Annotated in this window: 22 protein-coding genes; 17 read left to right on the top strand and 5 right to left on the bottom strand. The window is 43.3% G+C overall.

All coding sequences use genetic code 11. From position 1 onward, the window contains the following. Positions 1-294: 294 nt before the first annotated feature. Positions 295-999 carry a pseudouridine synthase gene (locus CXF65_RS09865; protein WP_101211929.1) on the bottom strand — a complete coding sequence of 235 codons (705 nt, stop codon included), beginning with the start codon at positions 997-999 and terminating at the stop codon, positions 295-297. Between the two features lie 246 nt (positions 1,000-1,245). Between CXF65_RS09865 and CXF65_RS09860 the strand changes: the two genes are divergently transcribed. The 4 genes from CXF65_RS09860 (at position 1,246) to CXF65_RS09845 (ending at position 4,249) form a co-directional block, all read left to right on the top strand. After that, complete coding sequence (locus CXF65_RS09860) at positions 1,246-1,842, top strand: YigZ family protein (protein ID WP_101211921.1); 597 nt, start codon at positions 1,246-1,248, stop codon at positions 1,840-1,842. A gap of 128 nt (positions 1,843-1,970) precedes the next feature. Beyond that, positions 1,971-3,017 (top strand): YheT family hydrolase, encoded by a 1,047-nt coding sequence (locus CXF65_RS09855; RefSeq protein WP_101211920.1) that lies wholly within the window; start codon positions 1,971-1,973, stop codon positions 3,015-3,017. A 55-nt stretch (positions 3,018-3,072) separates the two neighbouring features. Beyond that, positions 3,073-3,615 (top strand): acyl-CoA thioesterase, encoded by a 543-nt coding sequence (locus tag CXF65_RS09850; protein WP_101211919.1) that lies wholly within the window; start codon positions 3,073-3,075, stop codon positions 3,613-3,615. Between the two features lie 244 nt (positions 3,616-3,859). Next, entirely contained in the window at positions 3,860-4,249 is a 390-nt protein-coding gene (locus CXF65_RS09845) for a DsrE family protein (protein ID WP_101211918.1), read from the top strand. A 109-nt stretch (positions 4,250-4,358) separates the two neighbouring features. On the opposite strand, the gene CXF65_RS09840 is transcribed toward CXF65_RS09845, so the two are convergent. Then, positions 4,359-5,267 (bottom strand): abortive infection family protein, encoded by a 909-nt coding sequence (locus CXF65_RS09840; RefSeq protein ID WP_101211917.1) that lies wholly within the window; start codon positions 5,265-5,267, stop codon positions 4,359-4,361. A 319-nt stretch (positions 5,268-5,586) separates the two neighbouring features. On the opposite strand from CXF65_RS09840, the gene CXF65_RS09835 reads away from it, so the two are divergent. Continuing rightward, a complete protein-coding gene (locus CXF65_RS09835) occupies positions 5,587-6,630 on the top strand; it encodes an NAD(P)H-dependent flavin oxidoreductase (protein ID WP_101211916.1) in 1,044 nt (347 codons plus the stop codon). A 100-nt stretch (positions 6,631-6,730) separates the two neighbouring features. Here the strand turns inward: CXF65_RS09835 and CXF65_RS09830 are convergent, their stop codons facing one another. Further along, positions 6,731-7,678 carry an alpha/beta hydrolase gene (locus CXF65_RS09830; RefSeq protein WP_025652930.1) on the bottom strand — a complete coding sequence of 316 codons (948 nt, stop codon included), beginning with the start codon at positions 7,676-7,678 and terminating at the stop codon, positions 6,731-6,733. Positions 7,679-8,109: 431 nt separating this feature from the next. Here CXF65_RS09830 and CXF65_RS09825 point away from each other — a divergent pair, with 431 nt between their 5' ends. Beyond that, positions 8,110-9,759, top strand: a complete 1,650-nt coding sequence (locus CXF65_RS09825) for an MATE family efflux transporter (protein ID WP_227523244.1) — start codon at positions 8,110-8,112, stop codon at positions 9,757-9,759. Positions 9,760-9,802: 43 nt separating this feature from the next. Here the strand turns inward: CXF65_RS09825 and CXF65_RS09820 are convergent, their stop codons facing one another. Continuing rightward, positions 9,803-10,522 carry an aspartate/glutamate racemase family protein gene (locus tag CXF65_RS09820; protein WP_101211915.1) on the bottom strand — a complete coding sequence of 240 codons (720 nt, stop codon included), beginning with the start codon at positions 10,520-10,522 and terminating at the stop codon, positions 9,803-9,805. A gap of 281 nt (positions 10,523-10,803) precedes the next feature. Between CXF65_RS09820 and CXF65_RS09815 the strand changes: the two genes are divergently transcribed. The 11 genes from CXF65_RS09815 to CXF65_RS09765 all read left to right on the top strand — a co-directional run bounded on the left by CXF65_RS09815 (position 10,804) and on the right by CXF65_RS09765 (position 20,914). Beyond that, on the top strand, positions 10,804-11,058 hold the full coding sequence (locus CXF65_RS09815) for a DUF2798 domain-containing protein (protein WP_101211927.1): 255 nt from the start codon (positions 10,804-10,806) through the stop codon (positions 11,056-11,058). A gap of 93 nt (positions 11,059-11,151) precedes the next feature. After that, positions 11,152-12,300 carry a DUF2157 domain-containing protein gene (locus CXF65_RS09810; RefSeq protein ID WP_101211914.1) on the top strand — a complete coding sequence of 383 codons (1,149 nt, stop codon included), beginning with the start codon at positions 11,152-11,154 and terminating at the stop codon, positions 12,298-12,300. Next, positions 12,293-13,465 carry a DUF4401 domain-containing protein gene (locus CXF65_RS09805; protein ID WP_101211913.1) on the top strand — a complete coding sequence of 391 codons (1,173 nt, stop codon included), beginning with the start codon at positions 12,293-12,295 and terminating at the stop codon, positions 13,463-13,465. Before CXF65_RS09810 ends, CXF65_RS09805 begins: the two co-directional genes overlap by 8 nt. Beyond that, entirely contained in the window at positions 13,462-14,139 is a 678-nt protein-coding gene (locus tag CXF65_RS09800) for a GDYXXLXY domain-containing protein (RefSeq protein ID WP_101211912.1), read from the top strand. Before CXF65_RS09805 ends, CXF65_RS09800 begins: the two co-directional genes overlap by 4 nt. 184 nt (positions 14,140-14,323) lie before the next feature. Then, entirely contained in the window at positions 14,324-15,265 is a 942-nt protein-coding gene (locus CXF65_RS09795; protein ID WP_101211911.1) for an NADP-dependent oxidoreductase, read from the top strand. A 57-nt stretch (positions 15,266-15,322) separates the two neighbouring features. Further along, complete coding sequence (locus tag CXF65_RS09790; protein WP_101211910.1) at positions 15,323-16,300, top strand: zinc-binding dehydrogenase; 978 nt, start codon at positions 15,323-15,325, stop codon at positions 16,298-16,300. A 275-nt stretch (positions 16,301-16,575) separates the two neighbouring features. Next, the gene (locus CXF65_RS09785; RefSeq protein WP_101211909.1) at positions 16,576-17,556 is read left to right on the top strand and encodes a zinc-binding dehydrogenase; all 981 of its coding nucleotides are present in this window, start codon (positions 16,576-16,578) and stop codon (positions 17,554-17,556) included. Between the two features lie 55 nt (positions 17,557-17,611). Then, positions 17,612-18,616: an oxidoreductase gene (locus tag CXF65_RS09780; protein ID WP_101211908.1), complete on the top strand. Its 1,005-nt coding sequence runs from the start codon at positions 17,612-17,614 to the stop codon at positions 18,614-18,616. 164 nt (positions 18,617-18,780) lie between these two features. Next, entirely contained in the window at positions 18,781-19,572 is a 792-nt protein-coding gene (locus CXF65_RS09775) for a TIGR04255 family protein (RefSeq protein WP_025645354.1), read from the top strand. After that, complete coding sequence (locus CXF65_RS09770; RefSeq protein WP_025652919.1) at positions 19,569-20,099, top strand: hypothetical protein; 531 nt, start codon at positions 19,569-19,571, stop codon at positions 20,097-20,099. The genes CXF65_RS09775 and CXF65_RS09770 overlap by 4 nt, the downstream gene beginning before the upstream one ends. A gap of 8 nt (positions 20,100-20,107) precedes the next feature. Then, entirely contained in the window at positions 20,108-20,914 is an 807-nt protein-coding gene (locus CXF65_RS09765) for a hypothetical protein (protein ID WP_025652918.1), read from the top strand. A 60-nt stretch (positions 20,915-20,974) separates the two neighbouring features. On the opposite strand, the gene CXF65_RS09760 is transcribed toward CXF65_RS09765, so the two are convergent. Beyond that, positions 20,975-21,961, bottom strand: a complete 987-nt coding sequence (locus tag CXF65_RS09760) for a tetratricopeptide repeat protein (protein ID WP_101211907.1) — start codon at positions 21,959-21,961, stop codon at positions 20,975-20,977. Positions 21,962-21,996 lie beyond the last annotated feature (35 nt).

Genomic DNA, 21,996 nt, shown 5'->3' with positions numbered 1-21,996 from the left:
CTTTAGCATATGCGCTAACTTTGACAGCGATTAAAAGGCCAAATTTGCAAAATTGCTACTGAGCTTTAAGAGACAGGCAATACAAATATAGATAAGTTAGGGTCTGTCGGCGTAGGCACAGCAAGCCCAAGAAATTTGTACCAGCTTCGTGCGTTATATCTTTTATCTATTTTATTCAGTATTGACGATAGCAGACAGACATAACAGGCAGCAAAAAGCAGCGCACTTTAATAGTGGCTGCTCATGTTAAATCTTATTTTCACAAATTATTTTAGGGTTCAATAAGGCGAAAATTTAGAATTTGGCGACTTCTTCTTCGGTTAAGAAGCGACTATCGCCTTTTTCCAAACCGTCTAAAGTGATATGACCAATACTGGCGCGATGCAGCTCAGTCACTCTATTACCAAAATAACCCATCATACGTTTTACTTGGTGATACTTGCCCTGCTCTAAAGTTAAACGCGCATGAGTCTCATCGATGAACTCAAGAACCGCAGGCTTGGTTTCTTCATGTTCGCCTTCTAATAAGATACCTTCAGCCACTTTTTTAACAGCATTGGCTTGAGCGTCGCTGTCCATCGCTTCAGCCAAGGTCAGCTCATAAATCTTGGCATGGGCATGTTTAGGGCTGGTGACACGGTGCAACCATTTGCCATCATCACTGATGAGCAACGCACCAGTCGTATCGACATCGAGGCGACCCGCAATACGTAAGCTACCCAGTTCTGGTACCGAAATCAGCTCGGTGACGATAGGATGTTCTTTAACTTTTAAGGTACATTCAAAACCTTCAGGCTTATGCAGGAGTATATAGCGATTGCCCGCCGCGACCGATAGTGGCTCGCCTGCCCACATGACATCATCGTTGACGATATCGACATGGACGCCAGGATCTTTGATTATCTGATCATTGACCGTGATTTCACCCGCGTGCATAATCTTTTTGGATTCTTTGCGCGACAGCTCAGTGGCTTTACTAATAAATTTATCTAAACGCATACGATTGACTACCATCAGTGTTATGTTACCACTCCCAACTCTGCCGCTAACGGAATGAACTTAACGAAATCGCTAATTCTATCCGCCGCGCCAAGGCTACTAGATTAGCACTTAGGCGCGACTCGCTCGTTATCTTTAAGCGTGAGAAATGGTACTATAATGAAAAATTAAATGAACACTGCGCCAAATATGGACAACAGTGAAAGTTAGACAAGTTTACCATATCCTACCTAGACCTGATGAAATATGAGCTATCAAACGCTAAAACGTGCCGTCACTGCCCGCCTAGAAATCAAGAAATCTGATTTTATCGCTTATGCGTATCCGGTGCACTCACGTGAGCAAGCAATGTTTCACGTGGAACAACTACGTGAGAAATATGCCGATGCCCGTCACTACTGCTGGGCCTATATCATTGGTGACCCTGATAATACCACCAGCGCTGGCTTTGACGACGATGGCGAGCCGAGTGGTACCGCAGGACGTCCGATATTAAATGTCTTACAACACAAATCTATTGGCAACGTCATCATCATTGTGGTGCGTTATTTTGGCGGGATTAAACTGGGCGCTGGCGGTCTGACCCGTGCCTATGCAGGTTCTGCGCAAGCGGCGGTCGACCAGATGATTTTAAGCCCTTATGTAGCCATGAGCCGAGTGCAAATACTCGCAGAATTTGCGACCGAAGCGCAATGCCGCTATGTGGTTGAGAGTCTAAACGGTCGTATTGATGAGGTCGCTTACAGTAAGCAAGTCACCTTGACCGTGACGCTTGCTGAGGCAGATATTGAGACTTTAAAAGAACGCCTTGCGATGGATGGGCGGGTATTGAAGGAAACATGAATTCAACCTCAAACCATCAAAAAGCCATCAAAAATTTGAGTAACCATGCGTTCACTGAAAGTCTTTGGTTTTCAATATATCTATCGGTATTATACGCTTACTCTCAACACTAACGATAAGATCACGCCATGCAAACCTACAACCTCCCCGACCATTTCAACCCCACGCCTTTTAAGCCGCCATTTTGGCTCTCTAACCCGCATCTGCAAAGTATCTTGCCCAAGTTTTTTGCACCAGCAGTACCGACGTATCGTCGGATGGTGATGCAAGACTCTCTAGGTGAGACTGATATTGCTTATGACTTTTATGATGCGCACCCTATAAAAGCAATCGAAAATGATGAGCGTGAACAAACACCTTTAATCGTCTTGTTTCATGGTATGGAAGGCAGTAGCGACAGTCATTATGCGCGGGTTTTGGCGTATCAAATGCACGCGCAAGGCTGGCACTTTGTGGTGGCGCACTTTCGCAGTTGTGGCGGTATTCCTGCTAATGGTCGAGTCTTTTATAATGCCGGTGACACCGATGAAGTGCATCACGCGCTACAAAATCTCAGCGAGCGATATGCCAATATTTATGCGGCTGGGGTGTCACTAGGTGGCAATGCCTTGGCAAAATACATGGGCGAATATGGGGATAAAGCCATCTGCAAGGGTGCAGCCGTTATCTCTGCGCCTGTCGATATGTCATCGGCGGCGCTCAATATGCACAGCTTTCTGAGCCATCGTATTTATACGCCATATCTACTCAATCCTATCATCAAAAAAGCACTGGCAAACGACATCACCAAAGAAGAAATCGATGCCATCAAAGCGGTCAATCGTATCAGCGACTTTGATGACATCTTTACCGCACCGCGTCATGGCTACCGCTCCAACAATCACTATTACCAATCTTCCTCTGCCCTCCCTTATTTGATCAATGTGACCAAGCCTTTATTATTAATCAGTGCCAAAGACGACCCTTTTATTGGCTTTACCGCGACGCCAAATGATGTATCTGACAGCGTCACTCTCATCGACACCGATCATGGCGGGCATATCGGTTATTTGCGTTATCGTTCGGATAAAGATAAATCTACCCATCTTTATAAAAAATCAAGATTTGATATCGATTGGATACCTGAAACTGTCAGCGCTTACTTTCACTCTATTGGTGTGCTGTCCGATAAGTGATAGGATGCTCCGCTTTGATACTATCGAACTAATGTTCCCCTTTTGAGAGCGCCACATGTATCCCTTTATCCGTTATACCAGCACTATCATAAAATCTGCCATAAAAGCTAAAAGAGGGCAGACCCTCAGCTTTAGAGATACTGGCGAGATTGAGTTTTACTGTCGTCTCACCGACATCGATAATTTCCTTGAGATGAATAATGGTCGCGTATTGACCCTTTATGACATGGGTCGTACCGACTTTGCCGTGCGTAGCGGTCTTGGCACGCAGCTGCTCAAACAGCGCTGGGGTTTGGTCGTCGCGGGCAGTACGGTTCAGTATCGCAAACGCATTCGCGCCTTTGATAAAGTCACTATGAAAACTCATATCGCCGGTTTCGATGAGCGCTGGATATACATCGAGCAGTCGATGTGGGTCAAAGGCAAACCTTGCTCCTCCGCCCTACTACGCACTGGCGTAACCAAAGGTGGCAAAGTGATCGAGACGGCGCAAGTGCTGGAAGTTCTAGGACAAGCGGATTGGCAGTTGCCACCGTCAGGCTATGTGGCAGAATGGATTGAGAGTGATGATGACCGTCCTTGGCCGCCGCAATGTTGATAGTATTGTTGTAGGCTGGGTTTTTAACCCAGCGTTTTGGATTGTGCAAAGTTGCAGAGCTGGGTTAAAAACCCAGCCTACGTCGGAAAATCTAGACAGTTGAGAGCAGAATGACTTACTTATAATTTTCTAGAAACCTTATAGCTACTGTTCCATAACAATACATTATATAAATAAGTATAATAACTGTTAGGATAGTCATGAGTGTCGTATAAAATCAAATAAAGCTTATAAGGGGAATAAAATGGCTAACAATACGGATCTTCGCACTGACTATGTCGGTACACTATTCGACAACACGGACTCAAACCCAAGCAAAATTACGTTAGCTTTTACCATGGCAGGCGTGGCACTTAAAAAAGGTCACTCTGCATCCGTGATATTGATGGTAGATGCCGTGCACTTAGGCGTGCCTCATGCTTTAGATAAGGTCAATATTGGCGCACCGTTTGAACCTGCTGGCGAGTTACTAGAAGCCTTTATCGAAAAAGGTGGTCAAGTATTGGTCTGCGGTGCCTGTATGGAGCATAACGGTGTTGAAGAGTCCGCTATCGATGAGCGCTTTACCGTCATCAGTGGTGATGACGTGGTTGAGCTGCTAATGAATGCGAAAGGGTCTTTGCAGTTGAATTAAACTTTAGCTTTATAAGAATGGGTCAGTTTTCTTTAGCATCTTTTTGATGGTTTGGATGATTGGCTTTTTTCACCTTTTGAATAAGCATAATTAATTTAGCGGCTAAACTTTAATTATCTTTTTTAATTTCATTTGTTTCTAGTAAATATATAGCTAAAGTAGAGGCTGCTCCGACTGCTAACTTAGCGTGTCTAGGTTGTAAACCTTTAAACCCACTATCTTTGCCATGACCACTGCCATATTCATTTCTAACCTCTGCAATTCCTTGAACGACAGAGGATAAGCTACCTAAAATTTGTCTTATTGAACTTGCTGCTTTTGCTTCGTTAGATATATCATCAGGCGTAATCTTAAGTAGCTTTGTAGTCTCTTTCATCAATTTAGATAAGTCCCAATTTTTATTATATTCTTCCTGCCTACTTTTAAAGATTGATTTGCAGGCAGTTTCAATTAACTCTTTCGCTACTCCTATAGCCTGATAAGGAGATGTTTCTATTGATGACTCCATTAGATTAATCTGTTGTGAAACATACTCAGCATCAAAAATAACTTTTATTTCATTACCTTTTCTTTCGATTGACGCTTTGCCCGTATACTTCATTCTGCCACTAAAAACTGGTTTATCAGAGATACGTGTTCTTTCTACAAGTTCAAATCCATCATTACTCAGGCTATCATTAAATTTACGATGAAGTTTATCTACTTCATGTGAATTCTCCCTCACTACTGGATGTAGTATTTCGCATAGAAAGTTGAGAAAATAAGCATCTTGACATTTTAACAAATCAAATCTTTTGTCACTGAAAACCCAATTGTCTTCCCAATCATAATTATTGAACCTGTGTTGCCAGATATCGTCTGCTGCGTTCGAAAACCTAGGATCTGTCGAAGGCATACTTTCTAGATCGTAAAGCCTAGATAAAAATTCTGTTTCATCCAGCTTTCCTGCCCACCAGATTTTTTCTACTCTTAATATATCAAATATGTCACGTCGAGTAATTTGAGTTATTTTGTTCATTAATCTTCTAATTCTTTAAGTTCAGTATCTTGATTATATGCATTAATACACTTTAACTACAGTTTTATAGTCAAACACCTTAACTACAACCTCGTAGCCAAAACCTTACTTCTTTTATCGAATAACGAAATACACATTATCTAACACGCATGCCGTCCAGCTTTGCTAAAGTAAGTCATGAAAATTTTCTAATAATACCATTCCTAAAAATCCGAGTAGCAAGGAAAACGAGTGCAAGTACTACATTTGGTAGACTAAGCGAGTTTGACACCGCTAATCGTATTTTTGGGTTTGGTATAAAATAAAAAGGAAGCCAGTCATGACCTTACTTAACACTCTTAATATCACCTACCCTATCGTTCAAGCCCCCATGGCAGGCGCAACCACGCCTGAGCTGGCGGCGACGGTGAGTAAGTTTGGTGGATTAGGGTCATTGGGGGCTGGCATGACGGCGCCAGACGTTTTAAATAGTGAAATCAACACCATTAAATCGCTCACCGATCGTCCTTTTATGGTCAATCTGATGGTGTTATCAGAGCATGAATCTAGTGCTTTGGATAGCGAAATCCCTGCTTGGCTAAGTGATTATTATCAAGAAAACAATATAGACATGGCGTTACCTGAACGACCCGCGCTAAGCTTTGCAGAGCAGCTACAAGTGCTCTATGACAATCCCGTTCCGGTTGCTAGTTTTACCTTTGGCATCATCAGCGCCGAGCAAGTGCAAGGCTTAAAAGATTTAGGCACACGTGTCATCGGTACTGCCAATCACCCATTGGAAGCGAAAGCATGGGCAGAGATTGGCGTCGATGCGGTATGTGTGCAAGGGGTAGAAGCGGGTGGGCATCGTGGTGGGTGGTTAGCGCAAAGTGAAAATGATCCATTGGGATTATTGACGCTGATTAGTCAAACGCGTGCCTGTACCGATATTCCGTTAATCGCGGCTGGCGGGATTATGACAGGGCAAGCGATTAAAGCGATTCAAAGCGCTGGTGCTGAGCTGGCGCAAATCGGCACGGCGTTTTTGACCACTGATACCTGCGGTATTAATGACATTTATAAGCAAGCGCTACTGGATGCTAGTCAAGATAAACGCAGTAGCGAAACGCGCTTAACTCGGCTGTTTTCAGGGAAGCAAGCACGCGGTTTATTAAACGATTATCTGCGCGATTTTGGTCAATTTGAAAGCGCGCATGAACTACCGCCCTACCCTCAATTAAACGCCATGACCAAAGTTTTACGTGCACATGCGAAACAAAACCTAGATGCAGAATATCAGTCTCTATGGGCAGGGCAAGGGGTGGCTTTGGTCAGACAAGAACGGACGATTGAATTATTAGAGCGGCTGGTAAAAGAGTGTTAGTTTTCTTGATGTAGAGACAATATTCTAACCAAAAAAAAGAAACACCAGTCTATCTGATGTTTCTTTTTTGGTTTAGAACAAGTATTTTCGACCTAAACAACTACTTCTTTAGTCCTTTTCGAAACGCTTTATAATCATCCGCTGTTTGGTCAAGCGCTTCGACCATCGGTACATGACCGACTTCTGGCATCATAATAATCTGTGATTGTGGGATGATTTCTTTTATCACCTTGACCGTTTCAGGCTTAATGACTTGATCTTTATCACCCCAAACCACTAGCGTCGGAATATTATATTGTGCGATGATTTTGGCACGTTCCTCGACACTATCTGTGACGATTTGCTCAAGGATTTTGGCGTGTAGCTCTTTATTAGCGATACGTTCTTGGGCAAATACTGCTTTGACAGACTTAGGCAAGTAAGGCGGCTTATACATCACAAAATCAAACATTTTGTAGAAGTCTTCTTTGTTATTGACCAGTAGCGGATTGTTCTCTAAAGTCGCGCCTTCTAGCGATTTAGAAATACCTGCTGACCAAAACCCTGCTGTGTCCACTAACCATAGACTTTTGACGTCTTTAGGGTACTTTGCCGCATAAGCGACACTGATCGCCCCGCCCATCGAATTGCCACCGACATGAATGTTTGACGCGACACCTTTGGCTTGCAGCAACTCATGCAGACGCGTGGCCTGCGCCTCCGAGCGATAATCTGCGGTCATAGGCTTGCTAGACTCACCAAAGCCCAGCAGATCAGGAATGATCAGATGATAGCCCTCTAGCTGACTGGCGATGCGCGTAAAGTTATCTTTATTACCGCCAAAGCCATGAATCAATAGTAACGGCTCGCCCGTCACATTCGCGTTTTCGGCATAAACCATTTTGTCGCCAGAAGCTAAGGTCAACGATTTGACTTCTAAATCTGACTTATTGCGCTCATACTGGATAATTTTTTGCGTGGTATTGACCGCTAAAGAATTGGGGGCAGTCGTACAACCCACCACTGATAGACTGAATAGAGCGGCAAGGCCTAAGCGTTTTAATAGCATCGAAACATCCTTATTAAGAGGTAATATGAAAGTGTCTTGTAGACCATGATTCTAACGGCAAACTTATGCTTATATTTTTTAATTGATAACTTTGCAGTCAAAACATTATCCCTTTGCATTTGATAAACAAGACTACCGCTTCCCTGATTACCTTTCTAATCAAGATGCCACACGCATTGTCATTTATAATGAGCGTTTTTATTACATTAATGTTTATTTCATTAGGGTCTGTTGAACATTCAAATATCAGGACTACTGATTGCTAAAGTTGCCCCAAACCTTTTATCAAATCAGGCGTAAACCGACGATAATGTCGAGACCTTAGCTAGGTTTACAACAACGTTTGGGGTGATTTTAGTATCAGCCTTTCAGGGCAGGGCTATTTTTTACCATCAACCGAAGCCCATTTGGATGGCGCAAAAGGATGCACATTGAGCGACACTATTACTTCCACTGACAAATCGCGTGACCTTACCGAGGGGTCGATTGCCAAAACCATGCTGCTGTTTGCCTTGCCAACCCTTGGCTCCTCGGCACTACAGTCATTAAACGGCTCGATCAATGCTGTTTGGGTCGGCCGGTTTTTGGGGGAAGAGGCGCTTGCCGCAACGGCGAACGGCAATATCTTAATGTTTATCATGATTTCATTCGTGTTTGGTTTCGGTATGGCGGCCACTATTTTTATTGGTCAAGCCATGGGTCAAAACGATGAGGCGCTTGCCGCAACGGCGAACGGCAATATCTTAATGTTTATCATGATTTCATTCGTGTTTGGTTTCGGTATGGCGGCCACTATTTTTATTGGTCAAGCCATGGGTCAAAACGATGACGTTAAGGTTAAACGCACCATGGGGACGGCGCTAGGGAGCATTATTCCCATCAGTATATTGTTATCAGCAATAGGCTGGATATTTGCTCCAACGCTACTCGATCTGCTCGGTACGCCGCCAACTGCTTTTGAGCTTGCTTTGACTTATCTGCGGATGATCTTTATTGCGATGCCCGTCACCCTAACCTTTACGCTGATGATGATGGCACTGCGCGGTACGGGGGATTCCACCACGCCGCTTTGGTTTATCGCGATGTCGGTCGTGATTGATCTGATTTTGACGCCGACGCTTATTTTGGGTTTAGGCCCTTTTCCTGAATGGGGTATCTTTGGCTCAGCCGTTGCAACGGCAGTTGCTAATACGTTAGCGCTTATCGGTATGGTCGTCACTATGTACTGGCGTGGTTCGGTGCTGACACTCAGTATGCCAGAGCTGCGCTTTTTGCGGGCAGACCTTGGCATCTTAAAGTCGATGTTTTCCAAGGGCTTGCCGATGGGTTTGCAGATGATCGTCATCTCTACGGCAGCGCTAACCATGCTATCGCTCATCAACCGCGAAGGCGTACAGACGACCGCTGCTTATAGCGCCACCCAGCAACTTTGGACTTACGTGCAGATGCCCGCCATGGCGCTAAGTGCCGCCGCTAGTGCGATGGTCGCTCAGAATATCGGTGCCAATCAATGGAGCCGAGTGGCAGGGATTACCCGCTGGGGGCTTATCTTTAACGTGATATTGACAGGCACTATGATTGGGATACTGACTATTTTTGATAAAACTATTTTAAGCTTGTTTTTGGGTAGTGACAGTGCAGCGGTGCCGGTCGGTCGGCATATCCAAACCATGGCGACGTGGGGCTTTCTCTTTTTTGGGATAGCGCAAGTGTTCTTTGGCACGATGCGTGCCAACGGCTATGTGATCTGGCCACTGCTAGTCATGGTAATTTCGATGTATCCTGTGCGACTTGGTTTTGCTTTTGGCATGTATCCACTACTGGGTGCCGATGCGCTTTGGTTATCATTCCCTGCAGGTATGGTAGCCACCGCGGTCATGGGGGCAGGATTATATCTATACGGTGGCTGGCGCAAAGGCGAAAACTTGTCAAAAGAAGAAGCCGCGCAAGGGTGCGAGGGCTATCGTGCTCAGATAGGCACTTCGGCGTCGTGCCGTGATCTGGCACCGACCACTTCATGGAAGCGCTTACCTTCACTCAGTGTTGCAAGCTTGCGCCAAAAATTTCAGGGTAGCGATTAAACGAATCATAATAAACCGTAGTAGTGATGATCTGGCTTTAATATTACCCAAGTAAAAACCTGACTGCCGCTGCCGCATGAATAGCAGTGGTATCAAATACAGGGATGGGGCTGTCGGCTTGTTTAATCAGCAAGCCAATCTCGGTACAGCCCAAAATCACACCTTCGCATCCTTCATCCGCTAACTGCTCAATGACCTTTATATAATAGGCTCTTGAGCTGTCTTTGAATACCCCTACGCAAAGCTCGTTCTTAATAATGCGATGCACTTCTGTACGCGCATCACTCTCTGGTATCGCTACTTGTAAGCCTGCGTCAAGCAAACGTTGCTTATAAAAATCCTCAGTCATCGTAAACTGAGTGCCCAGTAAGGCAATTTTCGTCAGACCTTGCGCCTTAATTGCTTGAATAGTGGCATCAGCGATATGAATCAAAGGTAAGTCGGTCACGTCTTGCACCGCATTAAACAGCTTGTGCATAGTATTAGAGGCGATCATTAATCCTTGGGCATCTGCGGCTTGTAAACGTTTGGCACTATTAGCCATGAGTACGCCCAACTCTTCCCACGCTCCTTGCTCTTGCAGCTCATTAATGGGGCCAAAGTCTACGCTATGTATGAGCAAATCTGCTGAATGTAATCCGCCCAGCTTATCCTTTATCCCTTCATTAATCAGACGATAATAGCTCTCGGTACTTTCCCAACTCATACCGCCGATGATGCCTAATGTTTTTTGTTGAGAGTGTCGCTGTTTTTGAACGGCCATTTTACTGCCTTATTGGTTTGTGGTGATCGATTTTATCTTAGCAAAACTAGCAGGCTTTAGTATGCTAATTATCAAAAATATGCTTTCTCAAGAAAAAAACTAGAGTCGTTAAGATATGGCAAACTTTAAGATGAGTAATAACGATTTTACCAACGCATCATCCCACGATATGATAGTCGCCAATAATTAATAAAGTGGCACAAAACCCTTTACTCCATCAAAAAATCATGCTGATTCAGCTATTTAAGCATGATGCTAACTGTGTAGGACTACATAATATTATGGCAGAGACCTCTACCTTTAAGATACGTACCCGTCGTAAGTACTATCGACTAATTTTTACTGGACTCATGGCATTGATGATGTCGCTCATTATCTCGACGGCATTGATATTGGTCAAAGTAGGCTTTATAGATGGTTTCTTTACGGAGCTCTTGCACTCATGGGGGCTGGCCTTTATTTTTGCTTGGCCTAGTGCCTATGTTTGCGCCTACCTAGTGCAAGAGCATGTGTTGAGTAGAATTGAGTTTTATTGAATTAAACGAGCAAGATAAATTTTAAACTTAAGTCCACCCCTACCATATAAAAACAGCTAAGATAAGCCATACCATTTTTATATAGAGGGCGCTATGACCCAATCAAGGCGTACAATCGAGCAGTTGCTCAGCCAAGGTACACTGCCCATAGAAAAGGCAGATACCGCCGCACTATTTTTAGACGTTTATCCCAGCAAGCGCACATGGCTGCAGTTTTTTGATAAAGCGCTATTGATTATCGGCGCGGTAGCGTTGGTATTATCCCTTGTGCTCTTTATTGCCTATAACTGGCTATATATGGGCAAATTGGCCAAGTTCGCTTTGGTCGAAGGCGCTTTGGTCATCACTATCGCGCTGTATGTGGCGCTGTCCTTTCGGCGTCGTTTTGCCTTTGTTCGGCAGTTGTTATTGCTGATCGCTAGCATCATTACCGGCAGCTTACTGGCGCTGTTTGGGCAGGTGTATCAGACCGGTGCGGATACGTGGCAGCTGTTTTTTGGGTGGGCAATATTAATTACGCCGTGGGTATTGATTGCACGCTTTCCTGCGCTGTGGCTGTTGTGGTTAGGGCTTATTAATGCTTTTTTATTACTTTATCTCGGTATCATAGACCTCTCATTGATTAATGACAGCTATCAAAACATTATAAGAGCGGCGACGTTGGCCCTTTTCAATCTGATAGCGCTAAATTTTTGGCTTATCTTTTTGGATCAACAGCGTACTCCTAGCCAATCTTTCAACCCTGATACTTCTATTTCTAATCCTAACCTCTCAAACTACCAAACTTCTACCAACGATATAGTCTTGCAAACTCAGTCCAGCTTGCACTGGAGTAGTTATATTGTTGGTCTAGTGAGCACTGTTTTTATCACCTTCCTCGCTATCATTACTGTTTTTGAGGTTGATAGTGTGATAGCCACACTCCTGTCTTTACTACTTTGGGTAGGCTGGTGCGCCTTTATATATTGGCGTTTTTATCAGCGCGATAGAAATTTGCTAATGCTAACTTATCTTTGCTTTTCTATCATTATTGTGGTGATGTTTTGGGCGAGTAAAGTCTTACCCAGTAATTTTGATGCAGGCACCCTACTCCTCTTAACTTTTCTACTGATCGGTATGATTACCTATGCTATTAAATGGTTGTTTAACGTTGCAAAATTGGACAATAACCCTTTCGAAGGCTTTAGAGTATCTACAGTTGTTGACACTCCTTTGAATAAAGAAGGAGTCGATCATGAATAATAACAATTACCAACAAGCGCTAGCATCGCTCCAAAATATTGGTCTAATCGCTAGCGATTTTAGAGCAGCTAATAATTCTTTAAATGACGACTCAGAGAAACATACTCCTTGGTATTTGCAACTTTTTATCGGTTTTGGTGGGCTGTTAGCCAGTTTGTTTTTTACCGGTTTTCTGACCTTAATTTTAGCTGAGTCTAATCTTTTAGAAAGTACAGTAGGATTGGTTATAGTAGGCTTGATTTTAAGCGCATTAGGCTTTTGCTTATTTAACACAGCAAGCAAACATCATAATCTGTTCTTTGAGTATTCAGCTTTTGCTATCAGTATCACAGGACAGCTCTATGTCGCTGCTGGATTATTCTTCTTTGCAGTAGAGCTGCCTTTATCAGTCTGGCTGTTTTTGATTATTCAAAGCTATTTGACTTTTATTATACCCCATGTCGTTTATCGACTGCTAAGTGCTAGCGTCGTGCTCGGTATTGTGGTCTATTTATTCAATTACTATCACCTGCCTGAGTTAAGCTTAGGGCTACTGGCACTTATTACTGCCGTCACCAACTTACAGCGTTATCCGCTATTACGACGCGTTCCAAGACAACAGCAAGTTTATGCAAAGGCTATCATTAGTGCCTTTGCTTACGCTAGCGCCATCGTATTACTAGGCGTCTCGGTTTATTTTATCGCGGCTGAATATGGGGGCAGTTTTGATAGCCTTGATAGTTATGGCGATACCTTTGTTTATAACTACTATCTGGCACAAGGGTTACTGACGCTCGCCAGCCTTTATGCCGCTTTGCTTATCCTCAAGCGCTATCAAGTCAAACTGCTATCAGCTACAGGATTCATCATTGTTTTTGCCATCATTATATTAGGTGTTATGTCGATCTATGTCTCAGGATTACTCGCCACTAGCCTGATCATCGTCATCGCCATGGCCAATAGTCAACGGGTGCTATTAGGGGTGGGTGTGCTTTCGTTAATCAGCTATATATTTTGGTATTATTATCAGCTCGATACTTCACTACTACTAAAATCAGCTTCCATGCTAAGCATCGGTATCGGCTTACTACTGATGCGCTGGGTGCTAATCAAACGTTATTTTGGGATTAGTAAAGGGAATGGCGAAGCACTGACAGTGGCTAATGATAAGGAGCACTTGTCATGAATAAGACAAATGATTCATTACTGGGGCAAAAGTCAGTAGCCAAGCCACTACCGTGGTGGCGAAAGCGTACATTTACCATCGGCATCGCGCTACTGGGTTTGATCATAATATTAGTCATAATGACCATTAATGTTGCAAAGTTTGAGACCCATTTAGCTACTGGCGACACCGTGCTATTAGAGCTTGCGCCCGTTGATCCGCGCAGCTTTATGCAAGGCGATTATATGACCCTGAGCTATGCGTTAGAAGGTGAGGTACTCAACGAATTAAACGAAAAATTTCCAGAAAATGAATACTACATTAACGCTAGTGAAGGCTACGTCATTGTCGCTTTGGATGAAAATAACGTCGGTACGTTTACCCGTCTAGTCAATGTCATACCGAGCGATTTAGCCGCTAATGAGATGGCGCTTTACTACCGCGTGCGCAATAACATGATGAAGCTAGCGACCAATGCTTTCTTCTTTCAAGAAGGTCATGCTGAAGCGTTTGAGGTGGCAGAGTATGGCTTGTTTCGCGTCAATGATAAGGGTGAGCCTTTGCTGACTGATATGGTTGATGGAGTGTTTAAAGTGATTAAGCCTGAAGTTAACGACCTTGAGACCAATAATTTCGAGACTAATCGCTTTGACAATGAAAAAGTCTTTGATGATGACAAAACCTTTGATAATTAAGCCTGGTAAATGCTCAAAAATTTAACCTCTAAAACTAGTCTCTAAAACTAGTCTCTAAAACTAGTTTCTAAAAAACCAGTGACAACATCAGGTAACCAAAGTTGCCTTGTTAGTCCTCAGGAAAACTTGCTAAGGTAATTGCTACTTATTTTTATTACTTATAATGATAATAAAGGAACATCTTATGCAAGCCTACCTTCTCCATAAAGCAGGCGGTATTGAAAACCTAATTTTGAGCGATGTTGATAAGCCGAAGCCAAAAGCCAATGAGCTATTGATTGAAGTCAAAGCTATTAGCATTAATCCCGTCGACGTAAAAATACGCGAGATGCCCAAGCTCCTCGATCAAGTCTATGGCACTGACAGACCGCTGATTTTAGGTTGGGATATCGCAGGCGTAGTCACTGCTATAGGAGACGACGTTACCAATTTTAAAGTGGGTGACAAGGTCTTCGGACTCGTCAATTTCCCTGGTCACGGCAATGCTTATGCCGAATATGTTGCCGCGCCAGCTGAGCATTTAGTCAAGATACCTAATGGCACTTCCTTTGCAGAAGCGGCCGCTACCACACTCGCCGCTTTGACTGCACTACAAGTATTAAGCCCAAGGATAAAGGCGGGTGATAAAGTCCTCATTCATGCTGGTTCTGGCGGGGTTGGCCACTTTGCGATACAGATTGCCAAGGATATTGGCGCTTACGTTATCTCAACCTCTTCTGCTGATAATAAAGACTTTGTATTATCGTTAGGTGCGGATGAGCATATCGATTACGAAACTCAGGATTTTGAAGAGCTGGTCTCGGATCTAGATTTTGTATTAGATGCTATTGGCGGTGACGTGCTTGAGAAGTCATTACAAGTCACCAAGGATGGTAAATCGATCATCTCCTTACCGACGCCGCAGTTCTCCGATAAAGCAAAAAGCTATGCTAAGCAGCATGATATCGATATTGCGTTTTTTAACGTGACCTCAAACGGCGATGATATGCAGACGCTAAAAGAGATGCTGGAGAAAGGGACACTAAAACCACACGTATTCAAAACCTTTGCCTTTACCGATTTAGCACAAGCACACCGTCAAGTCGAGACCAATCGTACCGTAGGTAAGGTGGTGGTTGAGGTTTAAATCTTCAAACTGTTACTAATCTAAAAATACTTATAAACAATAAATAAAGGATTTATTATGCGTAGTGCAACTTATAACGAATTTGGCAAACCAACAGAAGTCCTCAGTTTAGGCGACAGTCCTATCCCAGAGCCCAAGGCTAATGAAGTGCGTGTCAAAACCATTCTTGCCTCCATTCACAACCATGACTTACTCACCATTCGTGGTCAATATGGCTTCAAACCAGAATTGCCAGCGATTGGTGGCTCTGAGGCAATTGGTATCATCGATGCGGTTGGCAGTGAAGTCAAAGGCTTAAAAGTCGGGCAGCGTGTGGCAGCGGCGAGCGTACAAGCGACGTGGGCGGAATACTTCGTCGCCTCAGCTAATATGATATTTCCTGTACCCGACAATCTGAACGATGAGATGGCCGCGCAACTTATCGCGATGCCGCTTAGCGCTCTGATGATGATCGAATTCCTAGAATTACAACCGGGTCAGTGGGTCATCCATAACGCTGCTAATGGCGCGGTCGGCAAGTCGCTTGCGATGCTGGCAGCGGCGCGCGGTATCAAAACCATTAACGTGGTGCGCAATAGTGACGCAATAAAAGAATTGGAAGCGTTGGGGATTAAAAACAATATAAATACCTCAGATGAAGACTGGCAGGATCAAGTCCGTCATATCGTCGGTGATGAGGCCATCAGTGCGGCGGTTGATTCCGTCGGCGGTGAGAACAGTGGCGAGCTATTATCCTTGCTAGGTCATTATGGTACTTTGGCCTCTTTTGGTCTGATGTCAGGTAAGCCCATGGCCATCAATCCTACCGATATGATTTTTAAACAAGCCACAATGAAAGGCTTCTGGGGCAGCAAACTTAGCCAAGAGATGAGCGTGAAGCATAAGCAGCGCCTAGTAAATGAGCTCATCGAACGGGCGGTCGATGGCAAATTAAAGCTACCTGTTGAGGCCACTTTTGATTTGGCTGATATCGCCAAAGCAGTCGATGGCGAATTGCAATCAGGCAAAAAAGGTAAAGTACTGCTAAAACCTTAAACTGTCGTTAACTTGTCATTTAGCCAGCCTTACTTTTATTGATAATGGCAGCGTTCTTTACAGTGAGAGCGCTGCCATTTTTTATGACAGTTTTTTATAGCTTACCGCTTATAACTTACCTAGTAGTATATTGATAAACAGCGGGCAACGTTCATTTACCAAAGTCAGGTTGCGGGTATCAAGCCCTACTTGTTAAGGTTGATGAGTGATTAATCACCATCATTTAAAGATTAATAATTAACGATAGCTATCTAACAATAAAAAAGGATATAAGTATGCGCAGCGTAACCTACAACGAATTTGGCAAACCGTCAGACGTACTAACGATCATTGACAGCCCAATGCCGGAGCCAAAAGAAAACGAAGTCCGTATCAAGACTATTTTATCCTCCATCCATAACCACGACCTCATCACTATCCAAGGCCAATATGGCACCAAGCCAAAACTGCCCGCACTTGCTGGTAGCGAAGCCGTGGGTACTATTGATGCTATCGGCGATGGCGTCAAAGGTATGGAAGCGGGTCAACGTGTGGTGGTCACCGGTGTCGAAGGCACGTGGGCCGAGTACTTCACCGCGCCTGCCAGTAGCGTCATTCCTATACCGGACGCCATCGATGATGAAATGGCCGCGCAGCTTATTGCCATGCCGATGAGCGCCTTGATGCTCATTGAGTTTTTAGAACTAGAAAAAGGTCAATGGGTCATTCAAAATGCCGCCAATGGCGCAGTTGGTGAATCGCTTGCGATGTTGGCAGCTGAGCGCGGTATCAATACCATCAACGTCGTGCGTAGTAAAGAGTCAGCAAACGAGCTGACCGAAATTGGTATCACCGAAAACAACGTGGTGAGCGATGATGATGACTGGAAAGATCAAGTCCGTCAACTTATCGGCGATGCAAAAATAAGCGGTGCGGTCGACTCTGTCGGCGGTCAGTCTGGTGGTGACTTACTAAGCTTGCTCGGTCATGGCGGCATCATAGCAGCAGTGGGTGCGATGTCTGGTCAGCCACTCGCGCTCAATCCGACTCATCTCATCTTTAAGCAAGCGACACTCAAAGGATTTTGGGGCGGTGCATTGATGCAAAAGATGGATGCGGATAATAAAAGCCGTTTAATAAAAGAGCTTATCGAGCGCGCCGCTAGCGGTAAGTTAAAGCTACCAACAGGCGGCATCTATACGCTGGATAATATTAAAGAAGCAGTATCTGGTAAGGTGCAATCTGGCAAAAAGGGCAAAGTATTGTTAAAACCTTAATATAGTTCGTTATAAATCCACTCAAATAAAAGAGCAATACAAGAGGATCCAGACAATGTCTAATAACAAAACCTTTAAAGCCTTAGTCGTCGAAGAAACCAGCGATGGTAAATTTAAAAAAAGCATTCAAGAGCGCAATGTCAGTGACTTGCCAGAAAACGACTTACTCATCGAAGTACATTATTCATCGTTAAACTTTAAAGATGCGATGTCGGCATCGGGCAATAAAAGAATCACCAAAAATTATCCGCACACCCCTGGTATCGATGCGGCAGGCGTCGTGGTCAGTGATAAGTCTGGCACGTTTTCTGAGGGTCAAGAGGTCGTGGTCTTCGGCTATGATCTCGGTATGGATACCGATGGCGGTCTTGGTCAAATTATTTCTATCCCTGCCGATTGGGCGGTAGCCCGTCCAGAAGCGTTGAGCCTAAAAGAGGCGATGATCTATGGTACGGGCGGTCTAACCGCAGCTTTAAGTGTGCAAAAGTTAGAAAAAATGGGCGCAAAACCAAGCGATGGCCCAGTCGCTGTCACAGGCGCAACGGGCGGCGTGGGCAGCATCAGTATTGCGATATTGAAGCAGTTGGGCTACGAGGTCATTGCCTTCTCAGGTAAGCCAGAACAGAGTGATCATCTAAAAGAGCTGGGCGCAAGCGAAGTCCGTCATCGCGATACGATCAATGAAATCGGTAGCAAACCTATCGGCCGTGAGCTGTGGGCCAATGCCATTGATACGCTCGGTGGCGATTATCTAGCTAATTTGCTCAAGCAAACCAAATCTGGTGGTGCAGTAACCAGTTGTGGTTTAGCCAGCGGCGCTGAGTTTTCGATGTCGGTGATACCTTTTATCACCCGCGCGGTGTCATTATTGGGTATCGATTCAGTGTATATTCCACTGGCTGACAAAGAAGCTATTTGGCAGCGTGTCGCCACCGATATGAAACTGCCTAATCTAGAGAGCTATGGCGAAGAGATTACGCTTGAGCAAACGCCAGAATATCTGGATCGCTTTATGTCGAGTAAGGTAGTTGGGCGTTATGTGGTGAATGTGCGGGGGTAGGGTTTGGCTTAGAACTTAGTTTTTATATAATGGCAGTGCTCTTTTTTGGAGCGCTGCTTTTTTTGGAATTCTCAACTGTTTTCCAAAAATTACACAACTAATTACACATAGTGTGTATTATATAATAACTTTAAATAGACTTATCAGCTTACTGAGAGTTCAACATGTGTGACTATAAAAAGTTATCGAATCAACCTTTGGTCTTTGTATTAGCAGAATTTAGATTTTCTCCTATACTAGGTATAAAGGAATACATACCTAAGATTCAAGATGCTTTGAGAAATAAGCTACCAATTCTAAGAAACACTGAGACCCAAGAAATTACGGTGTCGCCTAACGGTATAAGCTTAGAGGCTCAAGCCAACTGGGAGTTTATCTCTAAAAATAGTCATACCGCAGCTTCGGTTAACCAGAATCGTTTATTGTTTATGACTAGTGAATATGAACGCTTTAATGGATTTGAAGAGAACTGTGATTTCTTATTACAAACTATCATAGATGTTATTAACCCAAGCCTCTGTTTAGGTCTTGGCTTACGTTATAGCGATACCATTTTTAACATTGAAGGCAAAGGTTCAATAGAAGATTTTGTTCAGCCTAGACTATACAACAACGATGATTTAAAACTGTCAGGGAGCTTACTAAGACAGACTAATGAAACTTTATGGAGAACGACAGAAGGGGCTATTTTTATTCGTTCGATATACGGTGAGGATAAAGTTTTAGTTTGGCCTGATGCAGAGAATTTACCCATTGCAATAGAAAAATCTTCTGATAAGCCTGTCAAAAGACTACTATTGGATATCGACCATGTATGGAATGCTCAGGAAGAAGAGTCCGGTCCACTAGATTTTAATAAAGGATTAATACTTAGTAAACTATCAAACATGCATAAAATCAGTCGAAAAGCATTTTGGAATGTAACAACAGAACAAGCCAAGGAGGCATGGAAATGAGACAAAACAGTTATGGAGCAAATAGCTGGATAAATAAGAATATTACTACCGCTTTTATAGGCGCTTCTATTCTTGCCACTACTCCAGCCTATGCTTTTAAGAAATCAACCAGTTACGATAACAGTCGTTATATAATTGACAAAATGAGCCAAGCAAGCGGATCAAGTATTAATGTTAAGTACAATACTCGCCAGTCTCAGCTTTCGACAATAAAAGAGTATTTTGATTTGAGTGATGAAGAGCTTGCTAACCTTGTTGGTGTCTCAAGAAAAACACTGTACAACTGGGAGAAGCAAGGGATTAGTAAAGAAAAAGATAGACAAAGAGTGTTTGAGTTAAGCGTTATCGCAGAAGACTGGAGTTATAACAAGCTTCCTACTGATAAAGAAAAGCTGTTTACCCCTATCCTAGGTTCTACTAGCGTGATGCAAATGTTGACAGACGAAAAGCTTGATAGAGAAAAAATAATTTTTGCAGGTCGACGTCTTACTCATCAATCACTGACGCCTGAAGTAGGTTTGATTTAGAGGTTTAAATGCAGCGTATACTCGAAGCATTAGGATGGCGACAAGGCAGCTTTGTCAAACCTGAATCAGTTGCAAAGCTAATAGGTGATATAGATAGTACGTTCACTATATCTGCTAACAACTTGTTGGTTGTTGCCTCACAATCATGCGACGTTGCCTCCTCGCAAGAAGAATACATCGAGCTCTCTATTGTCCGGCTTTTATCAGTTGAAGCGTTTAATAAACAGTATAGCCATAATCGTCATCCTAGAATATTGCATATAGAAGCCATCTCAAACAGCTCTGATGAGAAGGTTATTTTAGAGCTAAAAGCTCACGAAAAAATTCAAATAAAAAAGTCACTTCTTGAAGAATTTAAACCTGATTCTTCAATTAACTTTTTAGAAGGGAATCTAAATCAGTATATTGATTGGCTAGCTGGTCGTTATAAAAGACCAGCATTACCTACTAAATTCGATCAGCTAATCGCGTCTTCTGATAAGAAAGGTAAAAGAAAAAAGATTGCTAAGCGAGCTAATGAACATCTAACTGGTATATATGTTGAGATTTATCCAAATCGAGATATTAAGGATGAAGAAACTTATTCAGTTAATTTGTTAGGTATAGCTTCTAATGATCAGTCTATTGCTTCTGCTACTGATGCACTTAATGAATATGCCGATATATTAAAAGATGCAGGAATGGACGTCTCTGTTCCTAAAGTAGGCACTGAATTTAAAATTTCTGTAGGTACTTTACGCCAATATCAACGTATCAATTTTGACTATCTTTCGTACGAAGAAAATAACCCTATACCACCTGATACAGGAATTTAGACAAAAAAACACCCAACCAAGTTGAGTGTTTTAACTAAAGAGAAGTGCCGCTAAATCAAATTATTTTTTCTTCTTTTTCTCAGCACGTTTTTTCTCAATCAGGGTTTGAGCGGTAGTATTTTCTTCCCACCAATCGCCCATATCTTGCCAGTAGAGATAAGCCTGCTCTTTACCACCAATTTCGATACCATAACTATTGATACCCATACCGCGTGGTCTAGGATGACGCTTTTTAAGAATTTCATGCGCCACTTCAGGCAAGTTATCTTTTGCGATATCCCACTCTTTTTCAGCCTTATCTAATTTATCTTGATAACAGTAAGCCAGCACCTTACCGAAAGCGATATTTGCAAGCATATCCTCTGGATAGTTGTCGCAAATTCGAATTATTTTCTGATACTCTTCGGTAAACATGTACCATTCTATCAGCGCTTCACGCATACCTAGGTTGTCATTAGGGCAAACTTGTAGCAGCCTTTCTCCCTGCTCGCAGGCTTCATCAAAGCTCATATTGTCAGCATAGACATTTGCCAGCTGAAACAGCGCTCGCAAAAAGGGACGGTTATCCATGATGCCCCATGGCAGCTTACTTTTTTGCCAATTAAAGTTTTTGGGGAAATACTCTAAGTATAGGCGCATACATTCGCGGCTACTCAATAGTGCTAAAAAGCTGTCATCATGCTGCTCACACAAAAATGCTAAGTTAAAGTAAGCATCAGGGTCATTCATATTCTCTAATACTAAAAACTGAGCAATATCACGAGCCACTTCATAACCTTCTTTCTCCAGCGTCATCTGTATCACTTGGAATGAGGTTGGCGGCTGCTCATCAAAGTCTTGCACAATTTCATGCTGAAATTTGGTCATGACTTCATTCATAATATCGTTGATATCACGACCTCTTTTTACCTCGGCATCTACAAAGGCTTTTATTTTAAGATTAAGCGCTCTACCAGCGCCAAGCGCATTTGATCTATTGTCAGCCGACTTATCGCTAACGTCATCTTCAAACATCCACTCGTTCTGTCCCACATGAACCAGTTTCATAGTCCATCACTCCTTTGCGTTGATATTACAATCAT

Source organism: Psychrobacter sp. Sarcosine-3u-12 (genome assembly GCF_002836005.1).
In the GTDB taxonomy this organism is placed as follows: Bacteria; Pseudomonadota; Gammaproteobacteria; order Pseudomonadales; family Moraxellaceae; genus Psychrobacter; species Psychrobacter okhotskensis.
Note: the sequence above shows the minus strand (reverse complement) of the source record. Positions and strands in the feature narration are given on the sequence as shown.

Coding starts and splice junctions, on each gene's coding strand:
- CXF65_RS09785 (WP_101211909.1), top strand. CDS start 16,576: ATGCGCAGCGTAACCTACAACGAATTTGGCAAACCGTCAGACGTACTA.
- CXF65_RS09855 (WP_101211920.1), top strand. CDS start 1,971: ATGCAAACCTACAACCTCCCCGACCATTTCAACCCCACGCCTTTTAAG.
- CXF65_RS09830 (WP_025652930.1), bottom strand. CDS start 7,678: ATGCTATTAAAACGCTTAGGCCTTGCCGCTCTATTCAGTCTATCAGTG.
- CXF65_RS09765 (WP_025652918.1), top strand. CDS start 20,108: ATGCAGCGTATACTCGAAGCATTAGGATGGCGACAAGGCAGCTTTGTC.
- CXF65_RS09805 (WP_101211913.1), top strand. CDS start 12,293: ATGAATAATAACAATTACCAACAAGCGCTAGCATCGCTCCAAAATATT.
- CXF65_RS09835 (WP_101211916.1), top strand. CDS start 5,587: ATGACCTTACTTAACACTCTTAATATCACCTACCCTATCGTTCAAGCC.
- CXF65_RS09800 (WP_101211912.1), top strand. CDS start 13,462: ATGAATAAGACAAATGATTCATTACTGGGGCAAAAGTCAGTAGCCAAG.
- CXF65_RS09865 (WP_101211929.1), bottom strand. CDS start 999: ATGCGTTTAGATAAATTTATTAGTAAAGCCACTGAGCTGTCGCGCAAA.
- CXF65_RS09850 (WP_101211919.1), top strand. CDS start 3,073: ATGTATCCCTTTATCCGTTATACCAGCACTATCATAAAATCTGCCATA.
- CXF65_RS09815 (WP_101211927.1), top strand. CDS start 10,804: ATGGCAGAGACCTCTACCTTTAAGATACGTACCCGTCGTAAGTACTAT.
- CXF65_RS09840 (WP_101211917.1), bottom strand. CDS start 5,267: ATGAACAAAATAACTCAAATTACTCGACGTGACATATTTGATATATTA.
- CXF65_RS09860 (WP_101211921.1), top strand. CDS start 1,246: ATGAGCTATCAAACGCTAAAACGTGCCGTCACTGCCCGCCTAGAAATC.
- CXF65_RS09820 (WP_101211915.1), bottom strand. CDS start 10,522: ATGGCCGTTCAAAAACAGCGACACTCTCAACAAAAAACATTAGGCATC.
- CXF65_RS09810 (WP_101211914.1), top strand. CDS start 11,152: ATGACCCAATCAAGGCGTACAATCGAGCAGTTGCTCAGCCAAGGTACA.
- CXF65_RS09775 (WP_025645354.1), top strand. CDS start 18,781: ATGTGTGACTATAAAAAGTTATCGAATCAACCTTTGGTCTTTGTATTA.
- CXF65_RS09780 (WP_101211908.1), top strand. CDS start 17,612: ATGTCTAATAACAAAACCTTTAAAGCCTTAGTCGTCGAAGAAACCAGC.
- CXF65_RS09790 (WP_101211910.1), top strand. CDS start 15,323: ATGCGTAGTGCAACTTATAACGAATTTGGCAAACCAACAGAAGTCCTC.
- CXF65_RS09845 (WP_101211918.1), top strand. CDS start 3,860: ATGGCTAACAATACGGATCTTCGCACTGACTATGTCGGTACACTATTC.
- CXF65_RS09795 (WP_101211911.1), top strand. CDS start 14,324: ATGCAAGCCTACCTTCTCCATAAAGCAGGCGGTATTGAAAACCTAATT.
- CXF65_RS09760 (WP_101211907.1), bottom strand. CDS start 21,961: ATGAAACTGGTTCATGTGGGACAGAACGAGTGGATGTTTGAAGATGAC.
- CXF65_RS09770 (WP_025652919.1), top strand. CDS start 19,569: ATGAGACAAAACAGTTATGGAGCAAATAGCTGGATAAATAAGAATATT.